This window comes from Halobacillus dabanensis (genome assembly GCF_900114165.1).
GTDB classification, from domain to species: domain Bacteria; phylum Bacillota; class Bacilli; order Bacillales; family Halobacillaceae; genus Halobacillus; species Halobacillus dabanensis.
In genome coordinates this window covers 20,805-43,018 of the sequence record NZ_FOSB01000017.1, presented here as the reverse complement: position 1 = coordinate 43,018, position 22,214 = coordinate 20,805, and the positions used below count along the sequence as shown (strand labels likewise).

The window sequence follows — 22,214 nt, the reverse complement described above, 5'->3', positions numbered from 1 at the left end:
TCCCTCCTAGATGCAAAAAGAGCCCCTCTTCTAAAAAATAAGAAGAGGGGCTCCCAAAATTTATGAGATGCCGTCTCTTCTCATCTTTCACGTGCATAAGCACATGCTGGAGTTGGCACAGTTTCTGATCGTTTTCGACGGATCAGTTCCGCTGCCGAGGTTTCGTAGGGCCAGTCCCTCCACCTCTCTAGATAAGAAGAAAAGTCATTTGCTTTTTTCATTGATGTTGCCAATCATAATACACTCCTAAACCTTTGTCAATTTAACTCACTAAACTTTTTTGAAAAATCTTTGTTATATGACAAAAGACACTTATTCCTTAAATTTATTCAGCAAAATGGCAGTATTCCGGAAGACTCGATTTCGAGATAAACGGGATCCGTTGCCGTATGGAGAGTCAGGGGTGGTGGGGAAGCTACTCGCTTTCCTGTGGGGGACCTGGCGAGCTTCCTCGGGCGGTCTGCCGCACTACGGGATCTCGCCTACCTCCTTCTCCCACGGGAGTCTCGCAGCTTCTCCACCACCCCATTCGAAGTTAATGAGAAACGAATCCCTTTACCAGGAAGGAGCGTCTTCCAGCATCCCTGTCCTATGGGAATATAACACTCTATAGCAAGGTTTCCATCATGGGAGTACCTTATTCTCATCAGCCCGCTCCCATTAAATCCTACTTTTTCTTGGAGTGGTTTCGAGAATCGATTTTCGCAAGGTGCAGAGGGGAATGGCGAGACTCCTGCGGGAAAAAGTGCTTGGTGAAACCCCGCAAGGCTTTAGCCTAAGGAGGCTCACCGCGCTCCCGCGGAAAGCGAGTCATTCCCCGCCGCACCTATCCACCCATAAAAAGTCTCGAAACTGAGTCTTCAAGAATAGGGAGTGTTTGTGGAAGGGAATGGAGATGATTAATTTAATACGGCGACGGGTATATTTAAAGAGAAGTCATTTTAAGGAGGTATTCTATGTTTCACTACACAGTGGAAACAAATAAAGGGATTGATGACGCAGTGGAGGCGCTGGAAGCAAGCCTTAAGGAAGAAAAGTTCGGAGTTTTATGGAACTTCGACCTCAAAGACAAGCTTCATGAGAAAGGCCTGGCTTTCGAAAAAGAATTCAAAGTACTTGAAGTCTGTAATCCTAAAGAGGCTCAGCGTGTATTGCACGAAAATGTGATGGCTGGTTATTTCTTACCTTGTAAAATGGTTATTTATGAAGACGGAGAAAAAACGAAAATCGGGATGCCTAAACCGACTTCCCTTACTCAAATGGTCGAAGATGCCAACATCCAGGAGATGGCGCGTGACATTGAACACCGTTTAATGCATTGTATGGACGAAAGCGTATAAATAAAGAGAGCTGCTTTTACTGAGCAGCTCCTTTAATACCTCAGCCAAATTACTAAATAACTTTATTGTATTCTTAAATTGCTATGTCGAATTCTTCCATAACTCTTTCTTAGTGTTCAATCGGGGGCAGATCTCCCACCTTCTCCCCCTTTAAAGAAAAATGAAACTCTCCCTGATTCGTGAGCGCACCATAGAAAACCTCTGACACTTTATAATTTCCAAGAACAGTTTGTAACCATTCTTGATCCCTCCCCATCCGAAACAAGATATCCTCTTGTAATTCTCCGTCCAGAATAAGAGGTACATCATAACCCCCGCCCCTATACAAAACGCCCATTTCTTCCCGGGTGGCGCTTTCTTTTTCTTTTTTCAATTTTACTGATAACTGTCCATTCGGTTCTATGAGGGCAAGCTCTACATCATTAAGGACAAACACCTGTTGCTCTCTTAGCATCTGAAGAATATTATCGACGGAATAATGGATACGTGAAATATTTTCTTCCACCATCTCTCCCCGAAAGACCACAATCGTAGGTTCAAAGGTTAACACTTTACCGATTGTTCGATTACGTAATTTCATCCACACAATAAACTTTTGTAAAAGAGCAATAGCGATAATAGCCGTTACAGTATGTACATGGTTGATTTTGGGGTCTGCTATATCAGCCCCTACTACAGAGCCCAGGACAAGGACAACCAAAAAATCGAATACCGGTAATTCTCCGATTGACCTTTTCCCCATAAATAATCCTACCCCTAACAGTAATGGCAATATCGTTACTATTCTTCCGAGCACTTTAAACGTATCCATCCATACATCTTCCATACTAACCATCACCTCTCCCCTTATCTTTGCACACGTTTTTCTACTTATCCTAAAAATAAATACCAGGATGTTGACATTATACCTCTAGGGGTATATTATTGGTCTTGTACTATTCAACAATGAATAAAAAACTTCACAAGGGAGGTCACTTGAATGGAATACAATGATGCCATGAAAAACAGAGTTAAACGATTAGAAGGTCAGCTCCGAGGGGTACTGAAAATGATGGAAGATAATAAAGACTGCAAAGATGTCATCACGCAACTTTCCGCTTCCAGAAGTGCTATTGACCGCGCGATGGGGCTTATTGTAAGCTCAAACCTTGTGGAGTGCATCCAGGATGCTGGTAATCAAGAAAATAAAGAAGATTCTATTAACGAAGCTGTTCAAATGCTTGTCAAAAGCAGGTAATTTTTTTGCAAATCTAAATACCCGTGCGGGTACTTTTACAAAATAGGAGGATGAAAAATGTCTGAGACAAAAAAGACGAATATTATTCTGTTCAGCGGAGATTATGATAAAGCGATGGCTGCTTATATTATTGCGAACGGAGCAGCAGCTTACGATCACGAGGTAACCATATTCCACACATTTTGGGGACTGAACGCACTTCGGAAAGAGGAAAACATTCAAGTGAAAAAGAGCTTTGTAGAAAAGATGTTCGGCAAAATGATGCCTCGCGGGGCTAATAAAATGGGCATTTCTAAAATGAACTTTGCTGGGTTTGGTCCAAAGATGATTAAAGATGTTATGAAAAAACACAATGCAATGCCCTTACCTGATCTTATTGAAATGGCTCAGGAACAGGAGATAAACCTTGTTGCATGTACGATGACCATGGATCTTCTGGGCTTACAGAAAGAAGAGCTGCTTGATGAAATTGAATACGCAGGTGTTGCTGCTTATCTAGCGGATGCAGAAGAGGGCAATGTTAACCTGTTCATCTAATAGGAGGTATGATTTATGAAAACAATGACAGCAAAAGAAGTGGAACAACAATTAGCGGAAGGAAAAGAACTGAACATTATCGATGTTCGTGAAGACGAGGAAGTAGCGGAAGGAATGATTCCTGGCGCCAAACACATCGCTCTAGATACTGTAGAAGCGCGTGCAGGTGAATTGAATAAAAATAAACCGTATATCATGGTTTGCCGTTCTGGTGGCCGTAGTGGCCGCGCATCACAAATCCTTGAAGAAAAAGGGTTCGATGTGACGAACATGGAAGGCGGCATGATGAGCTGGGAAGGTCCTACTAAATAATTTTTCACAAACATTATACCTGTAAGGGTAGAGGAGGAATGTAAGAATGGAACTGAAAACAAATCTTACGCTAGATGCCAAAGGATTGGCATGCCCTATGCCGATCGTTAAAACTAAGAAAACGATGAAAGATATCGAAGATGGGCAAGTTCTTGAAATTCAGGCCACAGATAAAGGGTCTAAAGCAGACCTCGAAGCTTGGGCGAAAAGTGCAGGTCATCAATACTTGGGTACGATTGAAGAGGGAGACGTACTCAAGCACTATGTTCGCAAATCAAGCGGCGAAGATGAACAAGAGATCAAACATCCTAATATCGTTGACAATGAAGACTTAGATTCGCTGCGCAAAAACGATGATATTCTTTTACTAGACGTCCGTGAATCTGCGGAGTACGCTTTTGAACACATCCCTGAAGCAATATCCATCCCATTAGGTGAGCTGGATGAACGTGCAGAGGAACTCGATCGCTTGAAAAATGTATATATCGTTTGCCGTACGGGGAATCGCAGTGATCTTGCTGCACAAAAGTTAACAGAAAAAGGTTTCCAGAATGTTTATAATGTAGTGCCAGGCATGATTGGCTGGTCCGGAGAAACTACCAATCTATAACATTGATTTTTTTAAGAAAATAAATACCCGGGGAGGTAATAAAATGACTGTTAAAAACATGACGGTAAAAGAAATCACAAATAAAGTGTTGAATAACGAAGAGCTTTTCCTTCTTGACGTACGCACAGAAGATGCATATCAGGATTGGAAAATTGAAGGTAAAAACTTTTCTTACTTGAACGTACCTTACTTTGACCTTCTTGATGGTGTCGAAGAAATTGTCGACCAACTGCCAAAGGATAGTGAGATTTCCGTCGTTTGTGCCAAAGGCGGATCCTCTCAGATGGTTGCAGAAATGCTTGATGAAGAAGGATTTGAAAATGTCTACTCCGTTGAAGGTGGCATGAAAGCCTGGAGTGAGCACTTAGAGCCAATTAAAATCAGCGACTTGAAAGACGGCGGAGAGCTTTACCAATTCGTCCGTATCGGAAAAGGCTGCCTATCTTACATGGTTGTTTCCAACGAGGAAGCCGCAATCATTGATTCTACAAGAATGACGGATGTGTATGTAGATTTCGCTAAAAAACTCGGAGTGAAAATCACGAACGTATTTGATACGCACCTGCATGCCGACCATATTTCTGGCGGACGTACTATTGCAGAACTAACAGGCGCCACTTACTGGTTGCCTCCTGAGGATGCCGGAGAAGTAACGTTTGAGTACAAACCCCTTCGTGACGGTGACAATGTCACTGTTGGAAATACCAACATCGATATCAATGCCCTGTATTCCCCTGGTCACACGAAAGGTTCCACTTCTTTCGTCGTGGATGATCAATACTTGATGACAGGAGACATCTTATTCATCGACTCTATCGGACGTCCAGACCTTGCCGGTAAAGCGGACGACTGGGTGATGGATTTAAGAGAAACCCTTTATACACGCTATAAAGACCTTTCAGACGAGCTAATCGTTCTTCCTGCTCACTTCATGATTATGGAGGAGCTGAATGAAGATGGAACTGTAGCAGAAAAACTAGGTACACTATTTGAAAAGAACCACGGTTTGAATATTGATAATCAAGATGAGTTCAGAAAAATGGTGACAGAGGACCTGCCGCCACAACCGAACGCATATCAGGAAATCCGCGAAACAAACATGGGTAAAATCAACCCAGAAAACGAAGAACAGCGTGAAATGGAAATCGGCCCTAACCGTTGTGCCGTAAGATAAACAACACCTGAGCCTGGTTTAGCCGGGCTCCCACTAAATTATTTAAATCACTTTTTGGAGGTATTCAATTATGAACGTAACAAAAACACTTGATGCAACAGGACTAGCTTGCCCAATGCCAATCGTAAAAACGAAGAAAGCGATGAAAGATATCGAAGCTGGAGATGTACTTGAAATCCAAGCAACAGATCAAGGTGCAAAAGCTGACTTGACTGCTTGGGCGAAATCCGGTGGTCACGAACTTCTACAGACAGAAGAAGACAACGGTGTATTCAAGTTTTGGATTAAAAAGGGAGAGTAATCGTAGACACCTGATTACAACCATTATGGATAAAAGGGAACCTCGGATGGTTCCCTTTTTTAGGAGGTAAACAGACTATGGAATTCGGATTAATTATCACGATCTTTCTCATCGGCTTCATAGGTTCTTATATTTCGGGAATGCTTGGGATTGGCGGATCCATCATTAAGTATCCAATGTTATTATACATTCCCTCACTTGTAGGTTCCACAGCCTTCACCGCCCACGAAGTATCCGGCATCAGTGCCGTTCAGGTTTTCTTTGCGACCATCGGTGGTGTATGGGCATACCGGAAAGGCGGTTATTTGAACAAATCCCTCATTCTCTACATGGGTGTCAGCATTCTTATCGGTAGCTTCATTGGAGGATATGGGTCAAGATTCATGACCGAAGACGGAATCAACATCATCTATGGAATTCTTGCACTAATAGCTACTGTCATGATGTTCATACCTAAAAAAGGTATTGATGACAAGCCATTAGATGAGGTAACATTCAACAAACCACTAGCAGCGGTACTCGCTTTAATTGTAGGTGTCGGGGCTGGTATTGTTGGTGCTGCAGGAGCGTTCTTGTTAGTACCAATCATGCTTGTCGTATTAAAGATTCCAACACGTATGACAATCGCTTCTTCCCTTGCGATTACCTTGATATCGTCCATTGGAGCGACAGTTGGTAAAGTAACCACTGGTCAGGTCGAATATTTACCAGCTGCGATCATGGTAGTAGCTAGCTTGATCGCAGCGCCACTTGGGGCTATGGCCGGTAAGAAAGTAAACACAAAGGCCCTTCAAACCATACTCGCCCTGCTTATATTAGGGACAACTATAAAAGTTTGGCTGGATATCTTTTAAATTCACCTATCACTAAGAAAAGCGTATAAACCAAAACGGCTGAAGGAAGATAACCTTCCCACAAATGCTCCAGTTTGCTTAAGACTCAGTTTCGAGGCATCTGGTGAAATGCGAATGGGGGCTTGGAAGCTACTCGCTTTCCGCGGGGAAGACGGCAAGCCTCCTCGGGTTGTGCGCCCTGTAAATTCCACAAATATCTCGAAATCGAGTCTTACACAATACTGCCAATTACAAAAGAAAAGAGCATATAAAACCCCTCCTTTTGCACCGTTCTGCAAAAGGAGGGGTTATTGACTATTCTTCTTTTTTATTACTCTTCATTTCCTCTTCTATCATTTCTGTTTCATCCAGATATCGCAGCAAATCACCGTAGATGATAGAATCAGATGTTTCCAGTTCCTCTTGTGCTTTTTCAAAACCTTCCTCACAAACATCACTTTCTATTTCCTCACCTGTTTCACGATCGTAACATGTGCCTTGAATACCAACATAGTCTTCATTGGCAAAGTTACCTTCGCGAGTAACCATCAACTCTCTTCTATCTTTATCCATTAAATCATGACCGAATTGAATAGGGTTTTCATCTTTAATCCCTAACAAATTTGTCAGAGTAGGGCGAAGATCGATTTGACCGCCAACGGTATGGTTCTTCTCAGCGTCAATTCCTTTACCATAAATCAATAGTGGTACTCGTTGTAACTGGAACTGCTCATAATCATTGATTTCTTTATCCAGGTATTCTCCCATTGCCTTTTGGTGGTTTTCAGAAATACCGAAGTGGTCACCATAGATGACGAGAATCGTGTCTTCATACAAATCAGAGTTCTTGAATTCCTCTACAAATTGCTTCAACGCTTCATCCTGATAGCGGATTGTTTGGAAATAACGGTTTAATGTTCCACTACCTGTTTCACCTTCTTCAATATACTTTTTATCTTCTGGAAGCGTAAATGGATAGTGGTTCGTTAAAGTAATCATTTTCGAGTAAAATGGTTGTTCCATCTCTTTCATCATATTCAATGAATCCTGGAAAAAGTATTCATCCAAATATCCCCAACTGTAGGATTTTTCAGGGGTTACAGGATAATCTTCTTTCGAGAAAAATTCATCATATCCCAATGAATCATACATGACATTACGATTCCAAAACGTTTTGTCGTTGGCATGCATCACATTGGTGAAGTATCCATTTTCACTCAAGAGGTTTGGTAAGCCTCTATATTCGTTCCCCGAATGAGTGAAAAATACGGCTCCACGGTTTAATGGATACATGGAGTTGGCAAGCAAGAATTCAGAGTCTGATGTTCGTCCTTGCTTTACCTGGTGATAGAAATTATCAAAGTATATTCCTTCTTCTTTCAAATCGTTAAAATATGGTGTTACCTCTTCCCCATGAAGAGTATTGTCAACAACGAACGTTTGTGTACTCTCAAGAGAAAGGACAATAACATTTTTACCTTCCGCGACACCTTCCAACCTGTTACTGTCTTCTTGTTTATTTTCATTCAGGTAGTTAATCGCGGGTACTAATTCGTTACTATCTGCAAAAGACCGTTTCATTTCCGTCTGACCTTGAAGAACTGCATCATACACATGGTAATTGATCAAGCCAATGTATTTGACCAGCATATTTCGGTCAAATGTACGTTCCAATAGGTCTGTACGCTCCGTTTCGGCCCACTGTAAGTTAATCATGAACAAAGGGATCGCTATAATCGCTAGAATGAACCCTTCCCTACGTTTCGGTTTGAATACCTGAAATCGAGAAGGTTTCAAATAGAATAATAGAAAAGCAGCAATCAACACATCTACAAACAGCAAAATATCCGAATACTCAAGAATGGTACCGATACTGCCCCCTAAATCAGCCAAGTTTGCTACCTGACTCAACATAGGGATTGTAATGAAATCACTATATTCCCGGTAAAAAAGAATATTCACATACAAAAGGATGGAACCCAAAATATAAGAGACGAACATTCCGCGGCGTCCGCCTAATAATATTCCAATACCGAAGATAAGGAAGATACTACTCAACGGGTTGAATGCTAAAATCTTTGCTTCATTCGAGTTTTCTACATTCAACGAGAAAATGTTCCCTTGTATGTAGGACATCTTCAGCCAAAATAAACCTATTACAAGTGCATAGACTAATAGTTTAAATCCTGTGTTTTTATTAATATATTTATTGTTTGTAAACATTGTAAAACCTCCGTTAAATTACATTACCCTATTCTACCTTATATCAAAGCTTTTTTGTACCATTCTACGGATAGTTTTAATACTCTGTCACATTTGCAACGCTAACATTAAAGGTTCCTGCATAAAAAATGAAACTCTTTACCTACCACCCTGACATTTTTCCTATATCATCCAATTCCACCAATACCCTCTATCTCCTTCACACTTTATATGTTAACCTATATAAAAATAAGTTTACATAAGGAGGGAGGCACAAATGTCAGGTCACAGTGAAAAATTAAGATTCATAGTAAACGGGGCCATTTTCGCAGCTCTCACTGCAATCATGGCTCAGATAGAAATTCCTCTGCCAATTGTACCGATCAGCGGTCAAACATTAGCGGTAGGTCTGACCGCAACCATTCTTGGAAGTAGACAAGGGGCTGTAGCGATGATCGGCTATGCTGCGTTAGGGGCAGTGGGTTTACCTGTCTTTGCTGGTTTCAGCGGAGGTGCGCAAGTACTAGCAGGACCGACAGGAGGGTATATATTCGGCTTCATTTTAACAGCATTCGTTACCGGATATACCCTCGAGAAAACAACTTTCAGTTTGCCAATGGCTATTGTTGCCAATATGGTCGGAATGATCATTACGCTAGTCTGTGGCACCTTCCAACTAAAATTCGTACTTGATATGACATGGAGTCAAGCTCTAACTGCCGGTGTTTATCCATTCATAGCAGTCGGTCTAATCAAAGCTTTTCTTGCCAGTTGGATCGGTATCACCGTTAGAAGAAGACTTATCCAGGCTCGTCTTATTAAAGGAGATACTCCTTCTGCTGCTTAGTAATTTTATTTAATGAAAGGTTGTTATTCCCCAGGAAATGAAAGAAAAAACGGCCGGAATTTGACTCCGGCCGTTTTTTCTTTCATTCTTCTTCTGTTTGTAAATCTACCAAAATAGTACTAATGACGATAAACAAAGGAACCATCGATATTGTAAATGCAAAAGCAAATGTCATGTCCCCATCCCCCTTTACCAAGTTTGAAAGCGTCCAGAACCCGGTGGTGCATGCTGAATCATGTCAGCCAGCGGAACCGTGTACGCAATAGCTATAAGGACAAAAGCTATTCCAATCCATAGTTTCCAATTTTCTAAGAAGTGCGGGGTAGCAGATGAATCACTTGGGGCAACAGGGAAAGTTTCCCTGTTTTTTTCATTGGCCTGAGGAGCGATCCACCATAGTTGGACTACTATGAAGACCAGCAATGCGGCCGAGAGAAAAAGGATGGACCCGCCGACAGCCATTGTCACATGATTGGACAATATGCCGTCAAACCAGGCTAGGGCATCATCATGAGCATAACCCGTGTAGGCTGTCCGCCTCGGCGCTCCCAATAAACCTAATAGGTGTTGGGCTGTACTCATAAAAACCATGCCTACTGACCAGGAAATCACCTGGATGAAAGCTAACCTCTGAAGTGATTTTGTGAACCTGCGCCCTGTCAAGTATGGAATCAACCAGAATGTCAGTCCAAAAAAGGTCATTGCCACCGGTGTGCCTACTGTAATATGGAAGTGGCCGACCACCCATAAGGTATTGTGTATCACTTCGTTCATTTGAAAACTAGCATTGATGATTCCCCCTGCACCTCCAGGTATAAAGAACGCCATTGCAATGAAGATGGAAGTAAAACGAACATCCTTCCATGGCAATTTACGAAACCAACCGAACACCCCTCTCCCTCCGAGCTCACGTCCACGTAATTCAAATGTCGCAAACATGGAGAATGCCGTCATAAGGGATGGGATAATAACCATAAATGTAAGTACCGTCTGGAGAAACTTCCAGAAGCTTGCAATCCCCGGTTCTGTTAACTGGTGGTGAAAACCGACAGGAATGGAGAACAGAATAAACAGTACAAAGGATAGACGTGCAAGGGAATCACTGAAAACTTTCGTCCCTAAAATCTTTGGTACAATCACATACCACGCCATGTAAGCGGGCAATAGCCAAAAATAGACAAGTGGGTGTCCAAAATACCAAAATAATGAACGGCTAAGCTCGACGTTAATGCCCTCTACCCAACCGAAGGCCCAGGGGATGAACTGGAATAGGACAGCAGCAACCACACCAAGACAAGCAATAACCCAGAGGATGACTGTGGCGACAGTCATGAAGGCAAATAAAGGGCTAAGCTCTCCCTTATTCTGTTTCCGCCATACCCTGTAGTGACCTACAAGAGCAAAGCCCTGCACCCATGTACCGATGACGAAAAGAGCAAGACCAATGTAAAACAAACCATGTGCCTGTAGTGGTGCATAAAATGTATACAACACCGAAGCCTCACCAGCAATGATCATAATAACAACAAGAATAGTTCCTACAGATGTAATAGCAAAACCAATCCAGTTCCATGACAGCACTTTCGGACCGAACGCACCAAGCGTTCTACTCATTCCTGTTTGAAAGAAAGCAAAGATGAAATATGTCGTAAAAACAATGGCTAACAACAAACCGTGAGCTGTCAATACTTGATAATAATCAAGCCATGAAGGTAAGGTTAACGCATCATTTCTAATAAAAACTTGGAACAATCCACATAATGTACCGATCAGAAAGGCAGTATAGGCAAAACCCAAGTTTGCTAACGCGAGTTTTCTTTCCCCCTTGGGAACTTTAGAATTAATCATTGTTCTATCACCTCGATTTCTGTACTCATGAAATGATGACCTGATCCACAATACTCATTACACACAACCAAGTACGTGCCAGGCTCATCAAACGTATGTTTTTTATGGTTGATCTCCCCTGGCACGACCATCATGTTGACATTCGTTTTAACAATGGAAAAACTGTGGACCACATCTTCACTAGTGGCGGTAAAGGTGATTTCTTTCCCTGCAGGAACTTGGACTTTACCAGGGTCATATCCAAAGGCTTTAGCAGTCATGATGACCTCATAAGTTCCATCCTCCCTTTGATATAACCCAGGGTTATCGAATGGTGCCGTTTCATTCACTTTTTCAGGGTCGATCTTCATATGCCCCCCTGAAGGTGTATGGCCTTGATGAAAAGCACTGACCCCTACGACAGATAAAAATAGAATGAGTGCTACAATCCCGAAAATGAGCCAATTTTTTTCATACTTGTGTAAATGCATAGTATCCCCTCCTACAAACGGTTGATATATAAAAAGTAAATGCTCACCCACATAATGATGATGATTACTCCAACAGCCATGACACTGATGAACGTCCCTTTTAAATTCAGGTTTGAATCGTGGTCTTTCTTCATTTCCCCGCCCCCTACAATCTTTGTTTGACCTACTTTCATTGTATCGGGAGGCCTTTCGAGAAAGTATTGGGGAATCCCCCCATCTTCCATAGTGAAATCCCTTAAATGGAAGCCTCCCTTAATTGCAAGGCCCTGGAATCAATTCAAAAATAGCCAGAAGACCATACTCCCTCTTTATGTGGTAGAGGTTTCTTCCATAAAAAAGAAGCTTGAAACAACTCAAGCTTCTAAGGGGATGGCTAATTCTATTTTTGTACCTTGTCCGTATGAGGAATGAATTTGAAGGAAACCTCCGATCGACCGAGCCCGCTCTTCCATGCTGAACAAACCTACACCATTCCTGTACTCATCGGGAGAAAAGCCAGCCCCTCCATCTTCAATACAGACCAACAGCTCACGTTGATTTTCTTCTGATATGCTCACTCTCGCCCTTTTTACTCCCGAATACTTCCGTACATTGGTCAGTGCTTCCTGAATGATACGATAAATACTCGTTTCTACTTCTGGAGCTAAACGACAACGGACTTCTGTATGAAAATCCACCTTCAGGCCATAGGATGTACCAAGTCGGTTCAAAAAGGATCGGACAGCCGGGATCAAGCCTAATTCATCCAGGGCCGAAGGGCGTAATTCCCAGGACATGTCTCTCACATTTTGAATGAGTCCACTGATATCTGCTGTCATCTGCTGAATTAATGGGTGGCCGAACTCCTTCTCCAAACGATGCATACTGATCAGCAAACTATATAATTCTTGACCTACTCCATCATGAAGTTCACGGGAAACATGTTTTCGTTCATTTTCTTGGACGTTAATAAGACGTGTCATCATATGTTGTAATTCAGCTTCTACCCGTTTTCGTTCTGTGATTTCATTTCTTATCGCCAAGTACTGATAAGGTTTGCCTTTTTCATTTAAAAAAGGCACGATAGTCGTATCCACCCAATAATACGTCCCATCTTTCGCTCTGTTCCGCACCTCTCCTTTCCAAACGTTCCCTGTACCAATCGTTCTCCAAAGCTCTTTGAAAAACGCTTTGGAATGATATCCAGAGTTTAAAATCCGGTGATCTTGACCGATCAATTCATCCACTTCATATTTCGATATCTCTGAAAATTTTTTGTTTACGTAACGGATAGTCCCACGTTGATCTGTAACGGCAACAATAGAAGATTCGTCTAACGCATATTTGGTATCCAGCAGTTCTTTTAAGGGTTCATAAACTTGACGATCCATTAAACTTCTTTCCACAAGGTTATGAATACTAATATAAAAGTATAAAGCGCCATTGGTACGGGCTGTGTGGACAACCATAAAAACGGGATAAGGATTTCTCCCTTCAGGATTGATGTAATGCTGTAACAATACGCCTTTTTCACACTTATGTAGATCTTCAAGAGACATGTGGAGAAACAAATTTCCTACCTCGACTTCTCCCCCCTTCCATTGAAAAAGGTCTTGCGCCTTTTCGTTCAGACTTGTGATGATCCCGTCCTCCCTGACAATTAAAAAGCCTTCCTGCCGAGGGGATACGACAGGTATGGATTGATTATCTTTCATTTTATTGCCTCCTTTTCCTGAAGAAACCGGGTGAGTAAAGATACTTGGTGACGACAGGTGTCAATATCCGGTAATGATTGTGTTGTGCGGTAACCAATTAAAAGCACGGCTCCGAAAACAGATGATGTGGATATGGGCAGAGCAATAAATGAACGCAATTTCTCAGCCAGAATAATCGGATATTCTTTCAACGGTGCTGGAAGATGATCAGTATCTTCACATAAAAAAGGGGTAGCCGTCTGCATCACTCTGCCGGCAACACCTTTACCATAGGATACCGTCATGCGTTTATACCGATTATTCAATGGATGATCCGCATAGACCCATTCAATGGCTTGAGAAGAAGGATTATATTCAGCGACAGCTATAAGTGAAGCGCCTGTCACTTGAGAAATGTGCAGACAAATTTTCTCGATAGTCATCGTCTCCCCCATCCCTTTCCCTCCTATATCAAGAATAGCCAATCAACCCTTTTTTCCAGGCATATTCGACTAATTCCGGTCTTGTTTTTAATTGAAGCTTTTCCATGACATGCGCTTTATGAGCTTCGACAGTTTTTACACTGATCACTAGTTTTTGCGCAATATCTTTATTAGCAAACCCTTTGGCTACAAGGGCAAGAACTTCTCGTTCTCTGTCTGTCAGTAAACGATAGGAATCCATTTTTGAGCCGTTTTTCAACTTGTCCATATACTCTTCCATCAACCGTTTCGTTGCTGAAGGATAAAGATACGCATCCCCACTAGCCACTTGATGAATTGCTTTTACTAATTCTTCATGAGGAGCATTCTTCAAAATACAACCGGAGGCTCCCAACTCAATCGCCCGAAACAAGTATTCTTCATCATCATGCATAGTCAAAATTAATATCTGAGTGCCTGGAAACTGTTTTTTTATTTCTGAAGTAGCTGAGAGACCGTCCTTACCATGAGGCATCGATAAATCCATTAATACCACGTCAGGCTTTTTTTCTTCCACTTGAGCGTAGGCTTCGTCTCCTTCAGAAGCCTCTCCAACTACACTAAAATCATTAACAGCCTCTAAAAGCATAGTCAGACCTGAGCGTACAACTGCATGGTCATCAACAATCACAATAGATATCATTCCGCCGTCTCCCCCTTTCTCATTACATAGGTCCAACTCCAGTGTCTACCTGCTCGTTCCAATTTACTCTGTGTGTCTGTTCTCTTCTCTAAAAGGATGAATAAATCCTTTTGCTTATTCGGAATATATTCTTGTTCCGATTGAAAGGAAAAGGTGACACGCTCCATATCAATTCTTACTTCTATCTTGTCTGTATCTCCGATTTCCACAATGGTTTGTAGTGTCCTTTGCAGCAAACGGAATAACACTGACTTTTCCTCGTCAGAGATCTCTGGACAACGATTAGTAGAAAGAAAAGTGATGGTTACACCAAAGCGGTTTTCTAATTGTCTTCCCACCTGTTTGAGAGCAGCCCATAACCCTTTACGATATAAAGAAAGCGGTGTTGTTTCATTCGATTTATTTCTCATATCCTCAATGATGTGGGAGACTAGTAGTGCTATCCCTTTTTTACTATCGTCCTGCTCTAATTGATGGAGCACTCCTGTCAACAGATGACTGTACCTCTCATGCAGATCGTAAGAAAAATCATACATCATCCTTTCATACATATTTGCTAAAGTATCCACTTTTGAATCTTTCGTGCAGTCCATTCTCATCCACCTCTATCGAATGTAATGTTATTCCTATCATACCTCCCCCATGATATTGGGGATATTAGGGCATTCCCCGATTTTCTGCCTTAAATAATAATAAAAGGCAGGGATTCGGGAAACGTAAGGATGGAGGTGGACGCTATAAAACCTTATTTATGCCCCAATTGCAAAACGAATCGTTCCCGTTTCAACCTTATTGAACAAGAAGCAAAAGCAATAAAGGTGAATCCAAGAACAGGGGAATTAGACCAGACATATTCCTCTGAAAATATGGATCCATTCCATATGGCTTATCAAGGTCCGCAAAGGAAAGTCCAGTGCGGCGCCTGCGGTTTGATAGAGGAAGAAAAATCCTTTATTGCTTTTGCTGAACACAATCAATTGAAATAACCCTCTGACATTAGACAGAGGGCTTTTTCATTTCTCGTTGAGGTTTTAACCTTGCACGCAAATTAGGATATAGCAGTAATAAAGGGAGGAATATCATGAATGACGGATGGTAGATTCCTGCGGCAAGAATCAGGAAACCTAATCCCCTCATCCATTCATTTCGGAAAAAATTCTCCTTTAATATTATTTTTAGCCGTTCATGTATGACTTTTTTCATGTCATGGTACACCCAAAGGGAGATTCCAAGTAACTGAATCACCCATACAACTATAGGTTCCCCGAGGGCCCACTGGACTCCGACAAATGCCATAAGTATAGGCAAAAATCCAATATAGACCCATCTCAAATAGCTGGATACACTATTCCTTTCATCAATTGGAAGTGATTGGAATGCATTTTCTTGCTGAAAAAGGTCTGCAAAAATACCTGTAGCCACTTCTTGATAAATAAGTACCGCGAGCGGAAGCGTGAAGACTAGCATCCAATTGACCTGCCACGGTACCACTGCAGTGATCACCATCAACACTGGTATAGTTTGACAAATGTAGTTAGAGGAACGTCTGAAGTGACCTATCCAAATTCGTTCATATAACTTTTGAACAGAAAGGTCTGGATTTCGGTCTTTTTCCGAATCGTTTTGCGTTGCACCAAAACGCCGTCCTGATTTAACCTGCACATTGGTCATTTGGCTAACAATCCACATGTTCCAAACCCTTGCATCATTGACTTCCGCCACCCTATCCCAGGAAGGTTCCCCTTTTTTAAAAAGGATAAGAAGTACAGCCAGCAACAATAGACTATATAAAATAAGTGGAGTAGTTCCTACAAAAAATAGCGGTATGAGCCCACCAATAAAAAGAAAGGCTAACGCTTTCATCCATCTATTTTGAGAAAACAGTTTCCATTGCACTAAAACTGATAACGGAATGCTGGATAAATAAAGAAGTGTCCATAAAAGGAGGTCAGAGGGTGTAAAAGGCATGAGAATTCCAACGAATAGGGCAATACATAGAGTTATGATAGACTGTACAGCTATTTTTTCTATTATCAGATATTTTACGATAGACTGTCGAGAGTGGGGCAGTAAGCTAAGCAGTAATTCGGACGTGGTAAACCGTAGACACGGATCGGTCCATGCCTGAAGAGTGGCGTTGAATCCAATAATAAAAGGAAGGATTAGAACATACCTTTCTACAAATCCTTCTCTTGCCTGAACAAGTGGGAGAAGTTGTTTCAGCCAATCATATCCAATAAAAAAACAAAAAATGACAAACAGAGCGCTATAAAACAGAACCACGGGATCAACGACCAACTGCCAAGATTGTTTATAAAGGGTTTTCTTTTTTTCATGTCTCTTTCTCCTCAGCCAACGATACACGGAAATGGAATCTGAGATAGCCATCATGTAAACCTTCTATCTAACTGAGTGAAGTCGGAAACCGTACCTTTCGAGGAAACCTTCCCATTTGAAAGCATGACATATTGATCCGCTAACGTACTAAGCTTTTCCAATTGATGAGTCGTCAACACAAATCCTACACCTTCCCTTCGTTTATCCTTTAATACTTGCTCGAGGGTAGCGCCTGCATAGACATCCAGACCCATAAAAGGTTCATCAATGAAGATAATCGGTACATCAGGAAGTAAAGCGCAGATGGTCTGTACCTTCTGTCTCATCCCTTTTGACAACGACTCCGGAAATGAGTTCATTTTGTCCGTGAGCTCGAAGGCCCCGGTATAATACTCGACTCTCTCGTTAAACAAACCCTCTTCGATGTTGTAGCTTTTTTGATAAAGCTTGAAATGATGAAAAACAGTAAGTTCACTGAATAAAACCGGCTCTTCTGGAATATTGGTAAAACTTCTTTTATACTCCTTATATTGTTTATCCTGGTCATAGTCTCCAATCTTACAGGTGCCGGATGCCTTCTCACGTGCCCCGATCATTGCTTTGATAAGAGTGGATTTCCCTGCGCCATTATGGCCGACGAGGGCTAAAATTTCCCCCTGATTCACCTGAAAATCTATGTCCGTTAGTATCCGTTCTTTCCTAATATCCACACAACATCGATTCACAACTAAGGCGGCCTTTTCCATTAATTCTCCCCCTACCGTTTTTTATTACTTACGAAGCAAAAGTGAATTCGTTTCAAAATTATCCATAAAAGGTATAAAAATAAGCCCTCTCTTCTTTTACGAGGGGCTTACTTTTACTTATTCATTCTTGATAGGAAATCACCTAGCAAATCATCATCATCTTCTTCCTCTACTTGGGCCTCTCCTTGTTCATGAAGGTCTTCCTGAAGCAAATCAAGACTCATATCCTCCAAATCACTATCATCTTCGAGTTCAAGGGGTGTTTCAGGCATGAAAGACTTTTTCTCGACTTGATCCTGATCCTGGTCTTGTTCCTCTTCCTTTGTTGCCGCTGCATCTTCCTGTAAATATAATGCATCATTTATATCATAGGCATTGCTATTCAAAGAAGCCAATAAGGTTGTGGCTCTCACAGGGTCCATCAGGAGTTGATAAAGGATACTACCAATTAATGCTTCGGAATGTTCATGTTTGATCCAGTTCCTTTGCTCTTTCGTAAGCGCTTTGGGCAGTGGAATCGTTACTGTCTCTTTTTCTTTCGTCATCGATTCATTTACACCTTCTAAGACGAATTGAGCAATTTTGCTGGAAAAATTTCTACGTTCATTTTCTTTCAACTGGGATAGTTGCTTCAATAAGTGATCAGGTGTATCCGAGGGGACTCGGAACGTAATCGATTGTCCCCTCTCCACACTTTTTCTAGAAGGACTCATCTAAATCACCTTACTTCGATGATCCGGCTTTTTGTTCTACTTTTTTATTTGGTTTTTCTTCTACTTTCTTGTTCTTGCGAATATAATCAGAGATCAACTTATAATAAGCGTTAGCCATCATCCAGATGCTCTCATCTTCATCCTCAAAAAATTCAATATTGAAGCCATCCAGTTTGTTATTTAATGACTTGATATAATCTTTCAGAACAGCTGAACCGCCACCAACGAAATAGCAGATTTCTGATTGAGAGTTTTTCTGCCAGACATTTCTCAAATAACGATATTGTTTCTTCGCAAGCTCAAGTAAAATGCGATCCGTAATATCGTGGACGTTCGTACGGCTACCACGGACCATGATGTGATGACGATCATTTTTACGCGTAATTATATCAACCACATCACGTCGGCTGTCGAGTTCTACCCCATGCTTTGTAAGAATTTCATCACGAATCATTTCTAGAGATTCAGATACTCCAAGATTGAAACCTTGGGCTTTATCATCATCTACATTGCGGTTACGAATAACTGCGATATCTGTGGATAGACCACCGATATCCTGGATAAGAATTTGCTTGTCCACTAATTCTTTATTGATGATATTCAAATCATTATCCATGACAAGGTTCACATAGGCAGCAAATCCTTCTGGATATACTTTCACTTCTTCAAACTTCAGATTAACTTTCATCCCTTGATACTTCGGTGTAACCAGAAACTCTACCTGGTGCACAGAACCTAGTAATTGAGAGCGATAACCTACATCTTTACCTTCTTTAACTTCACGTAAAGGCAAGCCTGTCCCCAATGTATAATTCGCTTCCACAACGCTATTATTGGCAGATGAAGCATCCTTACCATTCACAGCATCCAAAGCCAGTGAAGCAAATAGCATAATCAATGTTTGATCTTCTTCTGACTTATAACTACCCGGATCCAGCTCCGTTGAATTTGTTGTTTTCGTCGCTAAGTTCCCTACACGGTAAATCGCATTGTTTTCACGCAAAGCAGGGGAGTGCACTCGAATATGTAAATTATCGAGTGGATCCTTATCATCGAGATCTTCAATACCAATGACTGGTCGATCCTCCAAATCTCTAGCGAGTACGTTAGGAATATATAAAGAAGATTCCAAGTTTCCAAAGTTCGCCTTTAAAGCATCATTACCAACATCAACAGCTGCAATTCTTGATTTTGTCATTAAACAGCTCTCCTTTTTATTTGCTATATTTGACCTCACCTTCCTTTAAATCTATTAAACAATCAGAAAATAGTCAATGCGCCTTTTTACGTGTTCATTATTGCATACAAGTGTGCATTTTTGTTTACTTGTATTCTTAATTGCATACATCCATTCATACCAATATGCACACGCATTTGTATACATGAAAACACTGTTGCAAACTTTAGGTGTTCTTTTTCGCACACATGTAAACTTATTTGTACACTTGTATTCATAAAATGTACACAAACTCTATTCTTACATTAAAGTAGGTTTTATGACACAAAAGTACGGACTTAGTATTTTCCTTGTTTTCTATATGCCGGACTAGCCCGAGCGAGAATATTAAGCTGGTTTCCCCTTGGTTCTAAAAATGAGATTTTGATATAGGATTCTGGGAGAGAGAGGAAATAAGAGGATACAAAAAGAGAGGAAGGAATGTTATTCTTGAAAATTTACTATCCCAACCAAAAAAAGGTCCTTACAGGGAAAATGTATTAATTAATTATTGATCAATATTATAGGTGTTGAATAAATCTTCTAATTTCTTAATAAGAGCTAGAATCATAAGACCATTCCCTTTTGCGGCTTTAGAATGCTCTAGAGGGGTTTGTTCTTTTAATGAGCTGAGAAAAGATTTCTGATTCGGACATCGACCTCTGAAATTGTTTTTCAACAAGAGGTATGATTAAAGCAAGACCGCAACATGAAAGATAGCCATGGAGGTACCTGATAAGCGTGCATACTAACCTTCTAAATAGGTGCTTAAAATGTTAACCTCCTGCGCAACAAGGTCAATTTGGTCTTTCGTATTTGTAAATTCGGCTAAGCTGCGTCTTTCATCGATCGCTCCTGCTTGTATGACTTCCTTATAAGCACCAGGATAAGTGAATTCCATCGCATCCTCTCTCCCATCGCCCTCGTTACCGGCAGCACAAACGATAGATATGTCTTTATCTATAAGACTCTTTTATTGATGCTTCCAACTCAGGCGTGTTCCTAAGGACTCCTAGAGACATTAATAAAATCTAGTGATCAATCAGAAAATAGTCAATACGCTTTTTTACGTGTTTATTATTGCATATTATGTATACTTTTACGTGTACATGCACACACATTTGCACACACACTCATATGACAGCATGCATGCAGAATTGAATGCATGTAAACATAATTGCACACTTCATGCATTCTTTTTTGCGTACATGTATTCATAATTGTACACAAATAATATTTTTACAATAAATAAGTTATAACGACACAAATATACGGACTTAGAATTCTCCCTATTTTCAATATGCTGGACTAATAACAGGGTAAAATCACAAGGTGGCTCCACTAAACGAAAATAGTAAGCTTATTTTTCCTAGGTTACTAAGATAAGCTCTTGCTCTTACTCTAGGAACACAGGGAGAATAGACTGGGCAGACTAAAATGAGTAAAGTAATAACCTTAAACTTTACTATTCTTGAAATAAAAAACCCTGAAAGATAGATCCTTCAGGGAAAAGGTTTTTATTATTGATGGATATTATAAGGTGTGAATAAATCTTCTAATTTCTTAGTAAGAGCTAGAGTCATAAGGCCATTTCCTTCCGCGACTTTAGAATGCCCTAGAGGGGTTGTTCTTTTGATAAGCTGAGAAAAGATCTCTGATTCGGACATCGACCTCTGAAACTGGCTCTCTACAAGAGGGATGATTAATGCAAGACCACCAGCTACATGAGGAGTAGCCATAGAAGTACCTGATAAGCGTGCATACTTACCTTCTATATAGGTACTTATAATGTTTACACCCGGAGCAACAAGGTCAATTTGGTCATTAGTATTGGTAAATTCCGCTAAGCTGCGTCCTTCATCGATCGCCCCTACTTGAATGACTTCATTATAAGCACCAGGATAAGCGAATTCCATCGTATCCTCTCGCCCATCCCCCTCATTACCGGCAGCACAAACAATAGATATCCCTTTATCTATAGCCTCTTTAATTGATGCTTCCATCGCAGGGGTATCCTCTGGGCCTCCTAGAGACATAGATATTATCCGGACACGTTCATTATTTTGTCCTCGCCACTCAGAAGCGTATTTAATAGCATCAATAATCGCTTCATAAGTTCCACTGCCTTCTTTGTCTAACACCTTCAAAATAAGAAGTTTTGATTTAGGTGCCACGCCCACAACGCCTTCTTCATTCTCGATCGCAGCTATAGTTCCAGCAACGTGTGTGCCGTGGCCATTGTTGTCATCAAATAATTCAGGGTCCCCATCATAATCCTTAGTGAAATTTTTTCCGCCAACTATCCGGCCAGCCAGATCAGGATGATCCAGTTGACACCCTGTATCAATGACAGCAACTACACTCCCTTCCCCTTGATCCGTTTCTTCCCATAAACTTTGTGCTTCAACCATCTGCACTCCTCTTGGAATTTCTTTAGCGCTATCCAGGATTGCATCCATCCGATAAGGAATCAACTTCATTTCACTCATATTTTGCCTCCTATTGTTATGAGAATATAAATGATCGAGGACTGGTCATGAAGCGCTTCTGATTTTATTATAACACCCTCCCCTCTTCTATTATCTTATATTGAATAAATGAGACTTAGGGACGGGTTTTGTTGTTCTTAAAAAAGCACTGAATTTCTTGATAAAACTTGTAAATCAAGAAATATACAGTATAATGTTCCTTAT

Annotated in this window: 25 protein-coding genes and 1 riboswitch; of the genes, 10 read left to right on the top strand and 15 right to left on the bottom strand. The window is 41.0% G+C overall.

The window, feature by feature from the left end:
- Positions 1 to 77: 77 nt before the first annotated feature.
- A riboswitch (SAM riboswitch) is annotated at positions 78 to 198 on the bottom strand.
- A 758-nt stretch (positions 199 to 956) separates the two neighbouring features.
- Positions 957 to 1,340, top strand: a complete 384-nt coding sequence (locus BMZ58_RS19760) for a DUF302 domain-containing protein (protein WP_075038244.1) — start codon at positions 957 to 959, stop codon at positions 1,338 to 1,340.
- A 109-nt stretch (positions 1,341 to 1,449) separates the two neighbouring features.
- Here the strand turns inward: BMZ58_RS19760 and BMZ58_RS19755 are convergent, their stop codons facing one another.
- Positions 1,450 to 2,166 (bottom strand): DUF421 domain-containing protein, encoded by a 717-nt coding sequence (locus tag BMZ58_RS19755; protein ID WP_244151679.1) that lies wholly within the window; start codon positions 2,164 to 2,166, stop codon positions 1,450 to 1,452.
- Between the two features lie 153 nt (positions 2,167 to 2,319).
- Here BMZ58_RS19755 and BMZ58_RS19750 point away from each other — a divergent pair, with 153 nt between their 5' ends.
- From BMZ58_RS19750 to BMZ58_RS19720, 7 genes are all read left to right on the top strand, one after another.
- Positions 2,320 to 2,577 (top strand): metal-sensitive transcriptional regulator, encoded by a 258-nt coding sequence (locus BMZ58_RS19750; RefSeq protein WP_075038243.1) that lies wholly within the window; start codon positions 2,320 to 2,322, stop codon positions 2,575 to 2,577.
- A gap of 57 nt (positions 2,578 to 2,634) precedes the next feature.
- Entirely contained in the window at positions 2,635 to 3,114 is a 480-nt protein-coding gene (locus BMZ58_RS19745; protein ID WP_075038242.1) for a DsrE/DsrF/DrsH-like family protein, read from the top strand.
- A 15-nt stretch (positions 3,115 to 3,129) separates the two neighbouring features.
- The gene (locus BMZ58_RS19740; RefSeq protein ID WP_075038241.1) at positions 3,130 to 3,426 is read left to right on the top strand and encodes a rhodanese-like domain-containing protein; all 297 of its coding nucleotides are present in this window, start codon (positions 3,130 to 3,132) and stop codon (positions 3,424 to 3,426) included.
- A gap of 46 nt (positions 3,427 to 3,472) precedes the next feature.
- Positions 3,473 to 4,036 carry a sulfurtransferase TusA family protein gene (locus BMZ58_RS19735; RefSeq protein ID WP_075038240.1) on the top strand — a complete coding sequence of 188 codons (564 nt, stop codon included), beginning with the start codon at positions 3,473 to 3,475 and terminating at the stop codon, positions 4,034 to 4,036.
- A 43-nt stretch (positions 4,037 to 4,079) separates the two neighbouring features.
- Positions 4,080 to 5,210: an MBL fold metallo-hydrolase gene (locus BMZ58_RS19730; protein ID WP_075038239.1), complete on the top strand. Its 1,131-nt coding sequence runs from the start codon at positions 4,080 to 4,082 to the stop codon at positions 5,208 to 5,210.
- 70 nt (positions 5,211 to 5,280) lie between these two features.
- Positions 5,281 to 5,511, top strand: a complete 231-nt coding sequence (locus tag BMZ58_RS19725) for a sulfurtransferase TusA family protein (RefSeq protein WP_075038238.1) — start codon at positions 5,281 to 5,283, stop codon at positions 5,509 to 5,511.
- A gap of 77 nt (positions 5,512 to 5,588) precedes the next feature.
- Positions 5,589 to 6,365: a sulfite exporter TauE/SafE family protein gene (locus BMZ58_RS19720; RefSeq protein ID WP_075038237.1), complete on the top strand. Its 777-nt coding sequence runs from the start codon at positions 5,589 to 5,591 to the stop codon at positions 6,363 to 6,365.
- A gap of 294 nt (positions 6,366 to 6,659) precedes the next feature.
- Here the strand turns inward: BMZ58_RS19720 and BMZ58_RS19715 are convergent, their stop codons facing one another.
- Positions 6,660 to 8,567, bottom strand: coding sequence for an LTA synthase family protein (locus BMZ58_RS19715; protein ID WP_075038236.1), 1,908 nt, complete (start codon positions 8,565 to 8,567; stop codon positions 6,660 to 6,662).
- 256 nt (positions 8,568 to 8,823) lie between these two features.
- Here BMZ58_RS19715 and BMZ58_RS19710 point away from each other — a divergent pair, with 256 nt between their 5' ends.
- Positions 8,824 to 9,393 (top strand): biotin transporter BioY, encoded by a 570-nt coding sequence (locus BMZ58_RS19710; protein ID WP_075038235.1) that lies wholly within the window; start codon positions 8,824 to 8,826, stop codon positions 9,391 to 9,393.
- A 189-nt stretch (positions 9,394 to 9,582) separates the two neighbouring features.
- Here the strand turns inward: BMZ58_RS19710 and BMZ58_RS19705 are convergent, their stop codons facing one another.
- From BMZ58_RS19705 to BMZ58_RS19675, 7 genes are all read right to left on the bottom strand, one after another.
- Positions 9,583 to 11,241 (bottom strand): b(o/a)3-type cytochrome-c oxidase subunit 1, encoded by a 1,659-nt coding sequence (locus BMZ58_RS19705; protein WP_075038234.1) that lies wholly within the window; start codon positions 11,239 to 11,241, stop codon positions 9,583 to 9,585.
- Complete coding sequence (locus tag BMZ58_RS19700; RefSeq protein WP_075038233.1) at positions 11,238 to 11,711, bottom strand: cytochrome c oxidase subunit II; 474 nt, start codon at positions 11,709 to 11,711, stop codon at positions 11,238 to 11,240. The genes BMZ58_RS19705 and BMZ58_RS19700 overlap by 4 nt, the downstream gene beginning before the upstream one ends.
- 11 nt (positions 11,712 to 11,722) lie before the next feature.
- A complete protein-coding gene (locus BMZ58_RS19695; protein ID WP_075038255.1) occupies positions 11,723 to 11,845 on the bottom strand; it encodes a cytochrome C oxidase subunit II in 123 nt (40 codons plus the stop codon).
- Positions 11,846 to 12,064: 219 nt separating this feature from the next.
- Entirely contained in the window at positions 12,065 to 13,405 is a 1,341-nt protein-coding gene (locus tag BMZ58_RS19690) for a PAS domain-containing sensor histidine kinase (protein WP_083412909.1), read from the bottom strand.
- Entirely contained in the window at positions 13,402 to 13,839 is a 438-nt protein-coding gene (locus BMZ58_RS19685; protein WP_075038232.1) for a GAF domain-containing protein, read from the bottom strand. Before BMZ58_RS19685 ends, BMZ58_RS19690 begins: the two co-directional genes overlap by 4 nt.
- 16 nt (positions 13,840 to 13,855) lie before the next feature.
- Positions 13,856 to 14,509, bottom strand: coding sequence for a response regulator transcription factor (locus BMZ58_RS19680; RefSeq protein WP_075038231.1), 654 nt, complete (start codon positions 14,507 to 14,509; stop codon positions 13,856 to 13,858).
- The gene (locus BMZ58_RS19675) at positions 14,506 to 15,102 is read right to left on the bottom strand and encodes a sensor histidine kinase (protein WP_075038230.1); all 597 of its coding nucleotides are present in this window, start codon (positions 15,100 to 15,102) and stop codon (positions 14,506 to 14,508) included. The genes BMZ58_RS19680 and BMZ58_RS19675 overlap by 4 nt, the downstream gene beginning before the upstream one ends.
- 129 nt (positions 15,103 to 15,231) lie before the next feature.
- Here BMZ58_RS19675 and BMZ58_RS19670 point away from each other — a divergent pair, with 129 nt between their 5' ends.
- Positions 15,232 to 15,495: a DNA alkylation repair protein gene (locus BMZ58_RS19670; protein ID WP_075038229.1), complete on the top strand. Its 264-nt coding sequence runs from the start codon at positions 15,232 to 15,234 to the stop codon at positions 15,493 to 15,495.
- A 10-nt stretch (positions 15,496 to 15,505) separates the two neighbouring features.
- Here the strand turns inward: BMZ58_RS19670 and BMZ58_RS21365 are convergent, their stop codons facing one another.
- The 6 genes from BMZ58_RS21365 to BMZ58_RS19640 form a co-directional block, all read right to left on the bottom strand.
- Positions 15,506 to 16,897: a hypothetical protein gene (locus BMZ58_RS21365; RefSeq protein WP_075038228.1), complete on the bottom strand. Its 1,392-nt coding sequence runs from the start codon at positions 16,895 to 16,897 to the stop codon at positions 15,506 to 15,508.
- A complete protein-coding gene (locus BMZ58_RS19660; protein ID WP_075038227.1) occupies positions 16,897 to 17,592 on the bottom strand; it encodes an ABC transporter ATP-binding protein in 696 nt (231 codons plus the stop codon). Before BMZ58_RS19660 ends, BMZ58_RS21365 begins: the two co-directional genes overlap by 1 nt.
- A gap of 113 nt (positions 17,593 to 17,705) precedes the next feature.
- Positions 17,706 to 18,305, bottom strand: coding sequence for a hypothetical protein (locus BMZ58_RS19655; RefSeq protein WP_075038226.1), 600 nt, complete (start codon positions 18,303 to 18,305; stop codon positions 17,706 to 17,708).
- 10 nt (positions 18,306 to 18,315) lie between these two features.
- Complete coding sequence (locus BMZ58_RS19650) at positions 18,316 to 19,503, bottom strand: ParM/StbA family protein (protein ID WP_075038225.1); 1,188 nt, start codon at positions 19,501 to 19,503, stop codon at positions 18,316 to 18,318.
- A gap of 766 nt (positions 19,504 to 20,269) precedes the next feature.
- The gene (locus BMZ58_RS21520; RefSeq protein WP_244151678.1) at positions 20,270 to 20,422 is read right to left on the bottom strand and encodes a S8/S53 family peptidase; all 153 of its coding nucleotides are present in this window, start codon (positions 20,420 to 20,422) and stop codon (positions 20,270 to 20,272) included.
- A gap of 619 nt (positions 20,423 to 21,041) precedes the next feature.
- Complete coding sequence (locus BMZ58_RS19640; protein WP_075038224.1) at positions 21,042 to 22,010, bottom strand: S8 family peptidase; 969 nt, start codon at positions 22,008 to 22,010, stop codon at positions 21,042 to 21,044.
- Positions 22,011 to 22,214: the final 204 nt, after the last annotated feature.

Coding starts and splice junctions, on each gene's coding strand:
- BMZ58_RS19740 (WP_075038241.1), top strand. CDS start 3,130: ATGAAAACAATGACAGCAAAAGAAGTGGAACAACAATTAGCGGAAGGA.
- BMZ58_RS19650 (WP_075038225.1), bottom strand. CDS start 19,503: ATGACAAAATCAAGAATTGCAGCTGTTGATGTTGGTAATGATGCTTTA.
- BMZ58_RS21520 (WP_244151678.1), bottom strand. CDS start 20,422: ATGGAATTCACTTATCCTGGTGCTTATAAGGAAGTCATACAAGCAGGA.
- BMZ58_RS19690 (WP_083412909.1), bottom strand. CDS start 13,405: ATGAAAGATAATCAATCCATACCTGTCGTATCCCCTCGGCAGGAAGGC.
- BMZ58_RS19760 (WP_075038244.1), top strand. CDS start 957: ATGTTTCACTACACAGTGGAAACAAATAAAGGGATTGATGACGCAGTG.
- BMZ58_RS19755 (WP_244151679.1), bottom strand. CDS start 2,166: ATGGAAGATGTATGGATGGATACGTTTAAAGTGCTCGGAAGAATAGTA.
- BMZ58_RS19655 (WP_075038226.1), bottom strand. CDS start 18,305: ATGAGTCCTTCTAGAAAAAGTGTGGAGAGGGGACAATCGATTACGTTC.
- BMZ58_RS19745 (WP_075038242.1), top strand. CDS start 2,635: ATGTCTGAGACAAAAAAGACGAATATTATTCTGTTCAGCGGAGATTAT.
- BMZ58_RS19705 (WP_075038234.1), bottom strand. CDS start 11,241: ATGATTAATTCTAAAGTTCCCAAGGGGGAAAGAAAACTCGCGTTAGCA.
- BMZ58_RS19640 (WP_075038224.1), bottom strand. CDS start 22,010: ATGAGTGAAATGAAGTTGATTCCTTATCGGATGGATGCAATCCTGGAT.
- BMZ58_RS19685 (WP_075038232.1), bottom strand. CDS start 13,839: ATGGGGGAGACGATGACTATCGAGAAAATTTGTCTGCACATTTCTCAA.
- BMZ58_RS19675 (WP_075038230.1), bottom strand. CDS start 15,102: ATGGACTGCACGAAAGATTCAAAAGTGGATACTTTAGCAAATATGTAT.
- BMZ58_RS19660 (WP_075038227.1), bottom strand. CDS start 17,592: ATGGAAAAGGCCGCCTTAGTTGTGAATCGATGTTGTGTGGATATTAGG.
- BMZ58_RS21365 (WP_075038228.1), bottom strand. CDS start 16,897: ATGGCTATCTCAGATTCCATTTCCGTGTATCGTTGGCTGAGGAGAAAG.
- BMZ58_RS19695 (WP_075038255.1), bottom strand. CDS start 11,845: ATGAAGAAAGACCACGATTCAAACCTGAATTTAAAAGGGACGTTCATC.
- BMZ58_RS19725 (WP_075038238.1), top strand. CDS start 5,281: ATGAACGTAACAAAAACACTTGATGCAACAGGACTAGCTTGCCCAATG.
- BMZ58_RS19700 (WP_075038233.1), bottom strand. CDS start 11,711: ATGCATTTACACAAGTATGAAAAAAATTGGCTCATTTTCGGGATTGTA.
- BMZ58_RS19710 (WP_075038235.1), top strand. CDS start 8,824: ATGTCAGGTCACAGTGAAAAATTAAGATTCATAGTAAACGGGGCCATT.
- BMZ58_RS19750 (WP_075038243.1), top strand. CDS start 2,320: ATGGAATACAATGATGCCATGAAAAACAGAGTTAAACGATTAGAAGGT.
- BMZ58_RS19715 (WP_075038236.1), bottom strand. CDS start 8,567: ATGTTTACAAACAATAAATATATTAATAAAAACACAGGATTTAAACTA.
- BMZ58_RS19735 (WP_075038240.1), top strand. CDS start 3,473: ATGGAACTGAAAACAAATCTTACGCTAGATGCCAAAGGATTGGCATGC.
- BMZ58_RS19680 (WP_075038231.1), bottom strand. CDS start 14,509: ATGATATCTATTGTGATTGTTGATGACCATGCAGTTGTACGCTCAGGT.
- BMZ58_RS19730 (WP_075038239.1), top strand. CDS start 4,080: ATGACTGTTAAAAACATGACGGTAAAAGAAATCACAAATAAAGTGTTG.
- BMZ58_RS19720 (WP_075038237.1), top strand. CDS start 5,589: ATGGAATTCGGATTAATTATCACGATCTTTCTCATCGGCTTCATAGGT.
- BMZ58_RS19670 (WP_075038229.1), top strand. CDS start 15,232: ATGGAGGTGGACGCTATAAAACCTTATTTATGCCCCAATTGCAAAACG.